Raw genomic sequence first — 13,644 nt, 5'->3', positions numbered from 1 at the left:
CTAATTAATTCACGAACGCCTTAACAACTCCGACTGCTGCGCGCTGAGGAAAATTCACTATTTTTTTAAAGCATTTTGCAAACTTGCTTATTTCTTTTAATGCGTTCGCACTTACACCCTATTAGTTGAAAAATATTGAACTTAGGCTATACGCAAACCTCCTACCCGGCTGACGGTTTGCCAGCGGCATTCATCAATCTGATGGTGGATGGGTGTAGGAAAAACCTTCGCTACACTGCCGCTCACTTCTTCTGTGAACCACAAGGCTACTTCCTATGCAAAATCGCATGATGATCACTGGCGCCGGGTCCGGCCTGGGTCGTGAAATCGCTCTGCGCTGGGCCCGTGAGGGTTGGCAATTGGCCTTGTCGGACGTCAGTGAACCCGGCTTGCAAGACACCCTCAAGCGGGTGCGCGAGGCCGGTGGCGATGGCTTCATCCAGCGCTGTGACGTGCGTGACTACAGCCAGCTCACGGCCTTCGCCCAGGCTTGCGAGGTGAAACTGGGTGGCATTGATGTGATCGTCAATAATGCGGGCGTGGCTTCGGGTGGGTTCTTCGCTGAATTGTCTCTGGAAGATTGGGATTGGCAGATCGCGATCAACCTGATGGGGGTGGTCAAGGGCTGCAAGGCGTTCCTTCCGCTGCTGGAAAAGAGCAAGGGCCGCATTATCAACATCGCGTCCATGGCGGCGCTGATGCAAGGGCCGGCGATGAGCAACTACAACGTGGCCAAAGCCGGCGTGGTGGCGCTGTCGGAAAGCCTGTTGGTGGAGCTCGCACAGCAGGAAGTCGGCGTGCACGTGGTGTGCCCATCGTTCTTCCAGACCAACCTGCTTGACTCGTTCCGTGGGCCGACGCCGGCGATGAAGGCCCAAGTGGGCAAGTTGTTGGAGAGTTCGCCGATTTCGGCGGCGGATATTGCGGACTACATTTTCCAGCGCGTCGCGAAAGGTGAGTTCATGATTTTGCCCCATGAACAAGGACGGATGGCTTGGGCGCTAAAGCAGAAGAACCCGCAGTTGCTCTATGACGAGATGACCACCATGGCCGACAAAATGCGCGCCAAAGCGCAGGCGATAAAGGGTTGAGTCAGCGGCTGTCTGTCAGGCATTTTACCGGCGCTCGTAGGTAGTGCCTGATTTTACCGCACGCCATTGATGCGTCGACACCCAGCGCGCATGGTCGGGGTCCTTTCACTCTTAAAAGGATAACCGCCATGCTGGTCTTAAGCCGCGCTGTAGGCGAGGTCATCTTCATTGGCGATGACATCGCCGTGCACATTCTCGAGTTGAACGGTACTCAGGTGAAGTTCGGCATCGAAGCGCCGGCCGGAGTGCATGTACATCGCGCAGAGGTGTACCAGAAAATCCTCGAGCGCCTGGCTGCAAAACTTGAGGCTGCACCCAACCCCTAGGACAACCTCAGTCAAACAGATGCTTGGGCACGTCGTGCTTGAGCATCAACTGACACTGCTCGCTCTCCGGGTCGAACACGATCAGTGCCTGGCCCTTGGTCAGTGCCTGGCGCACGCGCAATACGCGGGTTTCCAGAGGTGTGTCGTCGCCGTTGTCGGTGCCGTCACGGGTGACGAAGTCTTCGATGAGGCGCGTGAGGGTATCGACTTCAAGTGCATCGTAGGGAATCAGCATACAAGCCTCGGGTGATGGATCCCGGCGATCCTACTGCGCCGGGATCATAGTTGCCAGTCTCAGGATTTGTTGCCCACCAGGCTGTCCACCGACGGCACCCGCGTGTCGCTCTCCATCTGTGTCTCGTGCTCGATCTGATGACTGAAACGATCAAGGGAACCCTGGGCCGGCTGCGCATCGCTGGCAAACACCGGCGGGCTCAGGATGTACGCTCCCAGCAAACGGCTCAGCGCAGCCAGGCTGTCGATATGGGTGCGCTCGTAGCCGTGGGTGGCGTCGCAACCGAACGCCAGCAAAGCAGTGCGGATGTCGTGGCCGGCGGTTACGGCGGAATGGGCGTCGCTGAAGTAATAGCGGAACAGGTCGCGACGCACGGGCAGCTCGTTATCCGAGGCCAGGCGCAACAAATGCCGCGACAGGTGATAGTCATAGGGACCGCCGGAATCCTGCATCGCCACGCTCACCGCATGCTCGCTGGAATGCTGGCCTGGAGCGACCGGGGCGATATCGATGCCAACAAACTCACTGACGTCCCAAGGCAGGGCGGCGGCTGCGCCGCTGCCGGTTTCCTCGGTGATGGTGAACAGTGGGTGGCAGTCGATCAGCAAGGGTTCGCCACTGTCCACAATCGCCTTGAGCGCGGCGAGCAGGGCGGCAACACCCGCTTTGTCATCCAGGTGACGGGCGCTGATATGCCCGCTTTCGGTGAACTCCGGCAGTGGGTCGAAGGCCACATAGTCCCCGATACCGATCCCCAGGGAATCGCAGTCGGCACGGGTGGCGCAATAGGCATCCAGGCGCAGCTCCACGTGGTCCCAGCTCACCGGCATTTCATCCACGGCAGTGTTGAACGCATGCCCGGAGGCCATCAACGGCAACACGCTGCCACGGATCACACCGTTATCGGTAAACAGGCTGACGCGGCTGCCCTCGGCAAAGCGGCTCGACCAACAGCCCACAGGCGCCAGGCTCAGGCGGCCATTGTCCTTGATCGCACGCACGGCGGCGCCAATGGTATCCAGGTGCGCTGAAACCGCCCGGTCGGGGCTGTTTTTCTGACCCTTGAGGGTGGCGCGAATGGTACCGCGACGGGTCATTTCAAACGGGATGCCCAGTTCTTCCAGACGCTCGGCGACATAACGCACGATGGTGTCGGTAAACCCGGTGGGGCTGGGAATGGCGAGCATTTCCAGCAGGACTTTTTGCAGGTAATTCAGATCCGGTTCGGGGATGGTTCGGCTCATAAAGACTCCTGGGGTTCGGATCGTTCAGCTATGGGGAAACAGCAAATCCACAAATTTCTCCGCGGTAGGCTGCGGTTCATGATTGGCCAGGCCGGCCCGTTCATTGGCTTCGATAAACACGTACTCGGGTTGATCGGCGGCAGGTACCATCAGGTCCAGGCCCACCATGGGGATATCCAGGGCGCGGGCGGCGCGCACGGCGGCGTCCACCAACGTCGGGTGCAGGGTGGCGGTGACGTCTTCCAGACAGCCGCCGGTATGCAGGTTGGCGGTGCGGCGCACGGCCAGGGTCTGGCCACGGGGCAGGATGCTGCTGTAGTCGAAACCTGCGGCTTTCAAGGTGCGTTCGGTCTCGGCATCCAGCGGGATTTTGCTTTCACCGTCGGTGGCGGCCTGGCGGCGACGGCTCTGCGCTTCGATCAGCGCACCGATGGAATGATGGCCGTCGCCGGTCACTTCGGCAGGGCGGCGAATCGCGGCGGCGACCACCTCAAACCCGATCACCAGGATGCGCAAGTCCAAGCCTTCGTGAAAGCTCTCCAGCAACACACGGCTGTCGAACTGGCGCGCCGCTTCAATCGCCTGCTGCACCTCTTCGATGCTCTGCAAATCCACGGCTACACCCTGGCCTTGCTCACCATCCAGCGGTTTGACCACGACGCGCTGGTGCTCGTCGAGAAACTCCAGATTGTCATCGGCACTGCCTGCCAATTGCTGCGACGGCAGTTTCAAGCCGGCTGCTTTCAACACCTTGTGGGTCAGGCTCTTGTCCTGGCACAACGTCATGCTGATGGCGCTGGTCAGGTCGCTCAAGGATTCACGGCAACGCACACGGCGTCCACCATGACTCAGGGTGAACAGGCCCGCATTCGCGTCGTCCACGTGCACGTCGATGCCGCGCCGATGGGCTTCTTCAACAATGATCCGCGCATACGGGTTGAACTCCGCCTGCGGTCCAGGACCGAGAAACAACGGCTGGTTGATGCCATTCTTGCGTTTGATCGCAAAGGTGGTCAGCGCGCGGAAACCGAGCTTGGCGTAAAGGTTCTTGGCCTGACGGTTATCGTGCAGCACCGACAGGTCCAGGTAGCTCAGGCCACGGCTCATGAAATGTTCCACCAAGTGACGCACCAACACCTCACCCACACCGGGGCGTGTGCATTGTGGATCGACCGCAAGGCACCACAGGCTGCAACCGTTTTCCGGGTCGTGAAACGCCTTCTGGTGATTGAGGCCCATTACGCTGCCGATCACCGCGCCGCTGTCCTCATCCTCTGCCAGCCAATACACCGGGCCACCTTGATGACGCGGTGTCAGACGTTCTGCATCGACAGGTAACATGCCGCGTCCCTGGTAGAGCTGATTGACCCCCAGCCAATCCGCTTCGCTTTGTGCGCGGCGGATACGGAAGCCGCGAAACACGCGGGTGGCGGGGCGGTAGTCGCTGAACCACAAGCGCAGCGTGTCGGAGGGGTCGAGAAACAGTTGTTGCGGGTCGATCCCCAGAATCTGTTGGGGTGCTGCCACGTAAAGCGCGATGTCGCGTTCTCCAGGCTGCTCATTCAACAGTTCCTGGGCCAAGGTCGCAGGGTCGGGAAAGGTATGCCCGATCAACAGCCGACCCCAACCGCAATGCACGGCAATCGGATCGGCCGCCAAGGGGCTGCCATCTTCAGCCAGCCGGGCCTGCAGGCGCTCATAGGTAGGCGCCTGGCCCTTCAGCAAACGTTGGCTGTAAGCCGCCGCGAGAGGTTTCATCGATCAGATTCCTTGTTCGCTGAGCCACAGGTTCAGTGCCGCCAGTTGCCACAGCTTGGAACCGCGTAGCGGGGTCAGCTGACCTTGCGGGTCGGTGAGCAGGCGGTCGAGCATGGCGGGGTTGAACAGGCCACGATCCTGGCTCGGGTCCAGCAGCAGTTCACGCACCCAATTCAAGGTGTCGCCCTGCAAATGCTTTAGGCCCGGCACTGGAAAGTAGCCTTTCTTGCGGTCGATCACTTCGCTTGGAATGACGCGGCGCGCGGCTTCTTTCAAGACCTGTTTGCCACCGTCAGGTAGCTTGAATTTGCCGGGTACTCGAGCCGACAGCTCCACCAGGCGGTAATCCAGGAAAGGCGTGCGCGCTTCCAGCCCCCAGGCCATGGTCATGTTGTCGACGCGTTTGACTGGGTCGTCCACCAGCATCACTGTGCTGTCCAGGCGCAGGGCTTTGTCCACGGCGGCATCGGCGCCGGGCAGGGCAAAATGTTCGCGGACGAAGTCGCCGGCGGCGTCGTTGGCGGTCAGCCATTTTGGCGCGACAGTGGCGGCGTAATCGTCGTAGCTGCGGTCGAAAAACGCATCGCGGTAGGCCGCATACGGATCGCTGGCGCCGTCTACCTGCGGATACCAGTGGTAACCGGCGAACAACTCATCGGCACCCTGGCCGCTTTGCACCACTTTGCAATGCTTGGCCACTTCCCGCGACAGCAGGTAGAAGGCGATACAGTCGTGGCTGACCATTGGCTCGCTCATGGCGCGGAACGCCGCGGGCAATTGCTCGATGATCTCGCTTTCGGCGATGCGCAACTGGTGGTGGCGGGTGCCATAGTGCTTGGCGATCAGGTCCGAATACTGGAACTCGTTGCCGGCCTCGCCGCCGACGTCTTCAAAGCCGATGGAGAAGGTGGACAGGTCCTGCACACCGACTTCTCGCAGCAGGCCAACGAGCATGCTCGAATCCACGCCACCGGAAAGCAGCACGCCGACGTCCACCGCCGCACGTTGGCGAATCGCAACGGCTTCGCGGGTGCTGTCCAGCACGCGGTCGGTCCAGTCTTCCAGTGTCAGGTTTTTCTCGTCGTCACGTGGGCCGTAGGGCAAGGTCCACCACACTTTCTGCTCGGTCTTGCCACTGGCGTCGATGCGCATCCAGCTGGCCGGCGGCAGTTTTTCGATGCCCGCCAGCAAGGTGCGCGGCGCAGGTACCACGGCGTGGAAATTCAGGTAGTGGTTGAGGGCGACCGGATCAAGGATCGGGTTGATATCGCCCCCTTTAAGCAGCGCCGGCAAGGCTGACGCAAAGCGCACACGCTGGCCGGTGCGCGACAGGTACAGCGGTTTCACGCCGAGCCGGTCACGGGCGATAAACAGGCGCTGCGCATCGCGCTCCCAGATGGCAAAGGCAAACATGCCATTGAGTTTGGGCAAAAGCGCTTCGCCCCAGGCGTGAAAGCCCTTGAGCAGCACTTCGGTATCGCCCCCTGAATAGAAGGCGTAGCCCAAGGCTTCCAGCTCTTCACGCAGTTCCGGGAAGTTATAGATCGCGCCGTTGAAGGCCAGGCTCAGGCCGAGCTGCGAATCGACCATCGGTTGGGCCGAGCCGTCCGACAAGTCCATGATTTTCAGGCGTCGATGGCCCAGGGCAATCGGCCCTTGGGCATGGAAACCCCAAGCGTCGGGACCGCGAGGGGCCAGGTGATGGGTGATGCGCTCAATGGCCGCCAGGTCGGCAGGTTGGGCATCGAAACGTAACTCGCCAGCTAATCCGCACATAAATTCCTTACCGGTTTTTCCGTTGGGGAGGGGTAAACACTCAATACGCCCAGAGGGCGCGTACCCAGAAACTGACACGGGGCTATGGCGGGAGTTTTAGAACAATCCGTTATAAGGCACATCGCCTTGATGCCCGTCGCACGGCCCCAAGTGCTGCGTGGCCTGTGCGCTTGGGGGGCTACATGAAGCGTTGATACATACGGATTTTCAATCTGATCGAGGGCTGTGCGCCCCTATATTTGAATGCGTTTTGGCCGTCGCTGCGTTTACGGTGATCTATTACTCAGCAATGCGCCAAGGAGGCTTCGCCCATGATGGAAAAACGCGATTTAAGTGCTGTTACCGATCAGGTGACTGAAGATGAACGACTGGGACTGTTGTTGGACATGACCGGTGATTTGGACAAGGCACGGGTGCTGCGCCGTACCCTACCGGCGTGGCTGGTGGAGGCCACGCCGGCTTCCCTGGCCGGTCTCGAACACGCGCACCGCGACAGCAAGCTGCCCCGTCACCAGGTCAAGCGCCTGTTCAAACGCCTGCAACCGTTGCACCACTATTGCGTAGAGCGGCTGCACAGTTTTTTGCTCAGCAAGGGGGTAGAGGGAGTTGACGTGGAACGGGACCAATTGGAGTTACCCACGCGCAAGCTGACCTTGGCGATGCCACCGGCGGCTGGGCGGCTGATCGAGACGATCACCTGGGAAAAACTCAGCCTCGTGCAAGCGGCCATGCAAAATTTCGATGCTTCCAGAGCGCGCAGTAATGGTAGGTGGCCTTCGGCCCGGATCCTCAGCGCCGCGACCCGTCAAGTGTTACCGGCGCTCAGCGCGGAACAGTTTATCGACTATTGCCGCGAGCTGGATCTGGGAGAGTCCTACCAGCGTCATATCCGTGACGTTTTCAACTTGCGCGCCCCCCACGAGCAATTGGCGGATGGAGACATGGGCTACAATCCGGCCGCCTTCCACCTCGGTCAGTCAAAAAACCTGGACATGCAGATCGACCTGCACATTGCCTGTGCCAAGGAAGATGTGAGTGCTGGCGTTGGTGAGCGTTTGCTCAAGTTGATCAAGGCTGATCGCCCAGCCAATGAGCAGGCCTCCCGGCCCTTGCTGGAAAAACCACTGATCTGGCAAGGGCTGAATCTGGACGGGGCTTGCCTATGGGGAGTACTGGTCATCTGCGATGCAAACCCGGGTGAACTGGATGATGGATCGCTGCTGGTGTACATGCCCAATGAGCCGGTCAGGCCATGGTTTGAATACGAGACGTTGGCGGATTTCGAGCGTTACCTGACCTTGAAACTTCAAGTGAAGTCCTATCGCACCGCGTTTGAACGTTACCTGGATGAGCACGACCGCGTGGGTTTTTTCCAGCGTTTCGACCAGAACAGGACCTTGGGGCAGTTGGCGCCCGTGCCAGTGGTCACTAACTTCTCCGCATTTTACTTCAACTCCATTGCCGGCAAGATCCAGCGCGATGCCCTGGCATTGGCTGTGCCGACGGCAGAGGTTGACGCAGAGGCCGATAGCGCACGTTGGGCAGCCTACCTGGACGCAGGGCTTGACCTGTTGAACGTGGCGGCTTTCGTCGTACCTGTGTTAGGTCACCTGATGCTGGGCGTGGCGGTCGGACAACTGCTGGGGGAAGTGTTCGATGGCGTGCAAGACTGGACCCATGATGACGATGCCGAAGCCCTGCGGCATTTGATCAATATTGGCGAAGGTCTTGCCGCCATGGCGGTGTTTGCGGCTGGAGGGCGCGTGGTGGGGGCACTCAAGAAGCGGGTCACCTCTGTGGATTTTTTCGACAAGGTCGAGGCTATTTCCTCCAGCGATTATCAATCGCGGTTGTGGCGCCGACGCCTGGCGCCGTACGAACAAACCTTGCCGCCTGAGCCGTGGGTCGCCGATAGCAGGGGCATCCACCAGGCCAAAGGGAAGTCGTGGGTCAGAATCGATGGCGCGGTGTACACCATTGCATTCGATCCCGGAACTGGCCAATGGCGCATCAACCATCCGTTACGCTCTGAGGCCTACCGCCCGCCGCTTAATCACAATCATCGCGGTGGCTGGCAGCACGCGTTCGAGCGGCCCGAGCAATGGAGGGATTTACGTTACAATTTGGCTCGTCTCGATCCTCAGGTGCAGGCGCTCAGCCCCGAAGATGCGAGTTCAATTGCCGCAATCACCGACCTGCACCTCTCCGGCGCGCAACGGTTGGCGTTGGAACACGAGCCGTTGCCGCAGCGTTTTCAGGATTGCCTGGTACGCTTTGAGCAGCATCGCAGAGTCGCCAGCCTCATCGGCCAATTGGAGCGTGGCGAGGTGCCTTCTGTCGAAACCTCGCGCACACAGATGCTGGCGATACCTTTGATGCCGGGATGGCCCAAGGGGCGTTTCATCGAGCTGTTGGATGACGCTGATTACGTGCTGGACAGTTACCCGGACGTGCGCCCCTTTGATTATGAGGACTTGAGCGTGCATCTCACTCAGCAGCAGCTCCGACAGGGGCAGGTGATGCCGACGGTGTTGCAGGCACTCAGTGCTCAAGAGCGTGAGACCTTGCTGGGTGAAGCGGTAGCGCTGGAAGAGGCGTCGGCGGTGCTTCGGCGTTGCTTGGTGCCAACTCTCAAGGCCCATCAACAAGCCCTGACGCAGAAGCTTTTCATGGATCAGGAAGGGACGGCCTTGGGCGAGCTGCTGCCGATCAAGAACGCTTATCCGCAGCTCTCCGACCGAGTGGCATGGGACCTGCTGTGCGAGTCTTCCCATCGGCAGCGCCAGCGCTTGCGTGCAACCGGGCGCGCACCGCTGTCGCTTGCCGAGCGTGCGCGTGCGGCCGTGGCGCGCACCCTGGAGGATCGTGCATTGACTGGCCTGTACCTGCCTGAACAGGCACTGCCTTCAACGCAGCGAGTTGCCCTGGGCGTGGTGCAACACTTGCCGGGATGGCCGCGTGATTTTTTCCTGCAGCTTCGTCAACACAGCGTGGGCGGCGAAGTGCGCGCTCAAGTGGGCAGTCCCACGGCGACCGTGCAGCGGACCTTGGTGCAGACCGCCGAGGGTTTCCAGGCGTACGATACCGCGAGCCAGCCGGTGGCCCGAATGGCCGGCGGGCCCCATGGATTTTACCGGGCGCTGATCGATGCCCTGCCAATGGAAGGTCAAGCCGACATGGGGCTGTCGGGTGACGCCGCCGATGAACAGCTGCTGACCCGCATTCGCCTGTATACCGAGGGCCGGCGACGGCGTGTGACCGCGTACCTGGATGGCGAACCGCAACCTACTGAAAGTGAAGTCCTCCCTTGTGTTCAAGGGGCGCCACCGGCAGCGCCAACGCTGGAGCCGGCCTTGTTGCGCAAGTTGAGAGCGCTCTATCCTCTGTTGAATGACGCGGACTTGGCTGATCTGATCAACGGCGCCGGTGATGACCACCTCAAGCGGGCCACCGTTGTCGAGAAGCTGGAACAGCAGTACGCCAGTTTGCGACGGGCCCTGAAATTCTGGCGCAGCGACCGCTCGGCCCACGACGCTCGCGTGACGCCACGTTGGGACTACCGGTTGAGTCGACACCAAGTGGCCAGAGCCATTGAGCGGGGGTGGCGTCGTATGACCTCCCGGCATGATCACCTGCGCCGCATGGTGCCTGGTCTTACCCTGGACGGTATGCTGAGTTTCACGTTACCGACTTTGCCACCCCAGGCCAATTTCGAACACATAGGCGTATTGTCCCTGGTTGACACGGCCCAGGACGACGCCGTTGCCTACTTTCTCAAACATTTCAAACGGCTGAAATACCTGAATTTGGCGCGTAACCGAATCAGTCGACTGCCTCAAGTGCTGTTGGAGATGCCGCAGCTTGAATTCCTGTGTCTGGCCGATAATGCCCTTCAACTCACTGAATACTCCCGAGCCACGCTGGCCAAGATGACCAGCCTGCAGGTGCTTAACCTGAACAATAACCCGCTGCTGGACGAGCCGGATGTCAGCGGTATGTTCGTACTGCGTGAGTTGATGCTGCGCAACTGTCGACTCAAGGCATTTCCAAAAGGGGTGTCGCGTTTGATTTATTTAGAGAGTCTCGACCTGCGCGAGAACGAAATCCGCGAATTACCCGAATGGTTATTCCAGATGCCGCGTCGCTTCGCGAGCACGGTGAACCTACGTCATAACCCGCTGGACGAGGCCAGCCAGCAACGGCTGCGTGACTACCGTACGGCCCACGGCGTGGGGATGGGCTACCTGGAAGACGACATCGCCCGCATGACCGAACAGGCGGCGCGCGACCTTTGGCTGGGGGATCAGCGTACTGCCGGGTATGCTGAGAAAGATCTCACTTGGAGCGGCCTGCGGGACGAGCCGGGTTCGGACGGACTGTTCAACTTATTGTCCAGCCTTGGGGGGACGGCCGACGCTTCCAAGGTGCGGGAAGACATGGACCGACGTGTCTGGCGCGTACTCGACGCCGCCGCCACTGATGGCGAGCTGCGTGAGAAAATTTTCCAGCGTGCTGCTACGCCAGTCAATTGCGATGACGCCGCCGCGGTCAGCTTCAGCAACCTGGAAGTGCTGGTGGAAATCCGCAACGCCTCGCGTCTGGCTGAAGACGGTAGGCTGACGGCCCCGGCGTTGCTGAAATTGGCCAGAGGCTTGTTTCGTCTCGATCAACTTGAGCGCCTGGCCTACAGCCACAGCCTGGAGCACCCCTCCGCCGATCCGCTGGAAGTTCATCTGGCGTATCGAACCGGGCTGGCTGACCGTTTCGATCTGCCGGGCCAGCCCAAACACATGCGATTCGCTCAACTGGGCGGGGTGAGTGCGCAGCACTTGAATGATGCGGAAGACCAGGTCAAGTCGGCCGAGCTTTCGTCCAAGCTGCTCAGTTACCTGGTGGACCTGCCTTTCTGGGAGCAGCACCTCAAGCGTACCCACGCCGATGAGTTCAGTGCGATGAACGCGCCGTTCGACCACCGCTACGACGCAGTTTTCAAGCAGCGCGAGACCCTCACCGATGCGGCTTATAACGAGCAGATGAAGGCGATCCAGAGCGAGCACGATCAAGCCGAACGTGCACTGTTGGAGCGGTTGACCCAGAGCGCGTTGCGGCAAAGTGAGCAGGGTGGGTGTGCGCTGCCCTAGGTTTTGGTGGTGTTGCCGCGCACCAGTGCGCGCACGGCAAATCGGTTGGGGTGGCAGGCTTCGGCCACGCTGCGTGGCACGGGCAATGGTTCATTATCAAGCCAGGCCGCCAGCAGCTCGGCTGACAAGGGTGCGGTGATCAGGCCTCGGGAACCATGGCCGCTATTGATGTACAGGCCGTCCTGCCACGGACATGGCGTATTCGGTACGCTGCGTGCGTCCTTGCGCAACGACTCATAGGCCTGGGCGAACGCGGAACTGTCGGCCAGCGGGCCGACAATCGGCAAGTAATCGGGGCTGGTGCAACGGAAAGCGGCGCGGCCATACAGCGTGGCGGGGTCGAGGGTGTCGGTGCGCAAGCGTTTGGCCAAGTCGCTGGAAATATTCTGGAGCATTGTCAGGTTGCCAGCGTGGTCAGCGGCCGTGGGTGTGAGGTCTTCATGCTTGAAATCAAAGCTGGCACCCAGGGTGTGCTCGCCCAGACGCGGCGGCGCGATATAGCCTTCGGCGCACAATACGGTGGTCAAGGCCTGGCTCTCGACGGTTTGCGCCAGGCGTGTGATCTGACCGCGAATGCGCTTGAGGGGCAGGTCGGCGAAGCGCTGGACCTCGGCCGCGCCCGCTAGGACCACCACGGGGGCGGTGGCCAGCAGTTGTCCGCCGTCCCGGGCCTGCCACTCGTCACCGACTTTACGCAGATCGAGCACATTGTGATGGAGCTGCACGGTGATACCAGGTTGGCGCGCTTGCCATTGGCACAGGGCCGGCGGGTGCACCCAACCGCCTTCCGGGAAAAACAGCCCGCCGTGTTCCAAGGCAATTCCCGCCTTAGCTTGTGCCTGGTCGCGGTCGAGCAGGTGCAGCAAGTCCGGCGCAAAGGCGGCAACCAACTGCGCCTGGCGCTGGGCTTCCTTTACATCGAAGGCCAGTTGCAACACGCCGCAGCCGTCCCAATCTACCCCGCGATGCAGGTGTTCCAGCAGGCGTCGCGTGTGGCCGAACCCCGCGACGATCATTTGCGACAACGCGGTGCCGTGGGCCGACAGCTTCAGGTAGAGCACACCTTGTGGGTTGCCGGAAGCTTCCTGGGCGAGGGCGTTGTGGCGCTCCAGTATGCTGACGTGCCAGCCCCGTGCGGCAAGGCTGGCTGCCGTGGCGCAACCTGCCAGGCCGCCGCCGATCACCAGGGCGTTGCGCTCGCCTTTTATCGGTGAAGGTCGGGCGAACCAAGGTTTGGCGCCGACGGGCTTCGCCGTTTCTGCGGGCCAGCCCACAAACTCACCGCGCAGGATCTCCCACTTGTGGCCGATGCCCGGCGTGCGTTTCATCTTGAACCCCGCCGCGTTGATCAGCCGCCGCACCCAACCAGTGCTGGTGAAGGTGCTGATGGTCGAGCCCGGTGCGGCCAGGCGCGCCAATTCGGCGAACAACTCGGCGGTCCACATTTCGGGGTTCTTCGCCGGGGCGAATCCGTCTAGAAACCAGGCGTCGATCTGTGCGTCGAGCTGGGGCAATTGCTCCAGCACGTCGCCGATCAGCAGGGTCAGGGTCACGCGGCCGTTGTCCAGCACGATGCGTTGAAAGCCTTGGTGGATGGCAATGTACTGGGCCAGCAGTTGCTCGGCGAACACTGCCAGCTCGGGCCAGAGGGTGAGGGCGCGTTGCAGGTCGGCGTGGCTGAGGGGGTATTTTTCCACGCTGACAAAATGCAGCCGCGCCCCGGCTTTCGCGTGTTGCTCAAACAATTGCCAGGCGCAGAGGAAATTCAATCCGGTGCCGAAGCCGGTCTCGCCAATCACCAGTCGCCCACCCGCCGGCAGCGCAGCAAAACGCTCCTGCAAACGGTTCTGTTCGAGGAACACATAGCGGGTTTCTTCAAGGCCCGACTGATCGGAAAAGTACACATCGTCGAAGACCCGCGAGTGCGGACGACCTTGGTCATCCCAGTCGAGTTGGGCGTGGGTTACAGGGTTCATGGGCGGCTCGGTAAAGACAAGGCGGCCATTCTAGCCGATCAATGAGGAATGAATTGACCCACGGCAAGCGCCAATGGAATTTCCTCCCGCGTGTTGC

At 60.8% G+C, this 13,644-nt stretch carries 8 protein-coding genes; 3 read left to right on the top strand and 5 right to left on the bottom strand.

Annotated elements, in window-relative coordinates; genetic code table 11:
• Window positions 1-275 precede the first annotated feature (275 nt).
• Both LVW35_RS19885 and csrA read left to right on the top strand, forming a co-directional pair.
• On the top strand, window positions 276-1,091 hold the full coding sequence (locus LVW35_RS19885) for an SDR family oxidoreductase (RefSeq protein WP_233891703.1): 816 nt from the start codon (window positions 276-278) through the stop codon (window positions 1,089-1,091).
• 128 nt (window positions 1,092-1,219) lie between these two features.
• Window positions 1,220-1,417 (top strand): carbon storage regulator CsrA, encoded by a 198-nt coding sequence (gene csrA / locus LVW35_RS19880; protein WP_233891702.1) that lies wholly within the window; start codon window positions 1,220-1,222, stop codon window positions 1,415-1,417.
• 7 nt (window positions 1,418-1,424) lie between these two features.
• Here the strand turns inward: csrA and LVW35_RS19875 are convergent, their stop codons facing one another.
• From LVW35_RS19875 to LVW35_RS19860, 4 genes are read right to left on the bottom strand one after another with little or no spacing between them, the layout of a single operon-like run.
• Window positions 1,425-1,652, bottom strand: coding sequence for a YheU family protein (locus LVW35_RS19875; RefSeq protein WP_003192759.1), 228 nt, complete (start codon window positions 1,650-1,652; stop codon window positions 1,425-1,427).
• A gap of 59 nt (window positions 1,653-1,711) precedes the next feature.
• Window positions 1,712-2,896, bottom strand: coding sequence for an osmoprotectant NAGGN system M42 family peptidase (locus LVW35_RS19870; RefSeq protein WP_010208883.1), 1,185 nt, complete (start codon window positions 2,894-2,896; stop codon window positions 1,712-1,714).
• Between the two features lie 24 nt (window positions 2,897-2,920).
• Window positions 2,921-4,654, bottom strand: coding sequence for an N-acetylglutaminylglutamine synthetase (gene ngg / locus LVW35_RS19865; protein ID WP_233891701.1), 1,734 nt, complete (start codon window positions 4,652-4,654; stop codon window positions 2,921-2,923).
• 3 nt (window positions 4,655-4,657) lie between these two features.
• Entirely contained in the window at window positions 4,658-6,430 is a 1,773-nt protein-coding gene (locus tag LVW35_RS19860; RefSeq protein WP_233891700.1) for an N-acetylglutaminylglutamine amidotransferase, read from the bottom strand.
• 311 nt (window positions 6,431-6,741) lie between these two features.
• On the opposite strand from LVW35_RS19860, the gene LVW35_RS19855 reads away from it, so the two are divergent.
• Window positions 6,742-11,571 (top strand): NEL-type E3 ubiquitin ligase domain-containing protein, encoded by a 4,830-nt coding sequence (locus LVW35_RS19855; RefSeq protein ID WP_233891699.1) that lies wholly within the window; start codon window positions 6,742-6,744, stop codon window positions 11,569-11,571.
• On the opposite strand, the gene mnmC is transcribed toward LVW35_RS19855, so the two are convergent.
• Complete coding sequence (gene mnmC, locus LVW35_RS19850; RefSeq protein ID WP_233891698.1) at window positions 11,568-13,547, bottom strand: bifunctional tRNA (5-methylaminomethyl-2-thiouridine)(34)-methyltransferase MnmD/FAD-dependent 5-carboxymethylaminomethyl-2-thiouridine(34) oxidoreductase MnmC; 1,980 nt, start codon at window positions 13,545-13,547, stop codon at window positions 11,568-11,570. The genes LVW35_RS19855 and mnmC overlap by 4 nt on opposite strands.
• Window positions 13,548-13,644 lie beyond the last annotated feature (97 nt).

Origin of the sequence: Pseudomonas sp. HN11 (genome assembly GCF_021390155.1) — a bacterium.
Classification (GTDB): domain Bacteria; phylum Pseudomonadota; class Gammaproteobacteria; order Pseudomonadales; family Pseudomonadaceae; genus Aquipseudomonas.
Note: the sequence above shows the minus strand (reverse complement) of the source record. Positions and strands in the feature narration are given on the sequence as shown.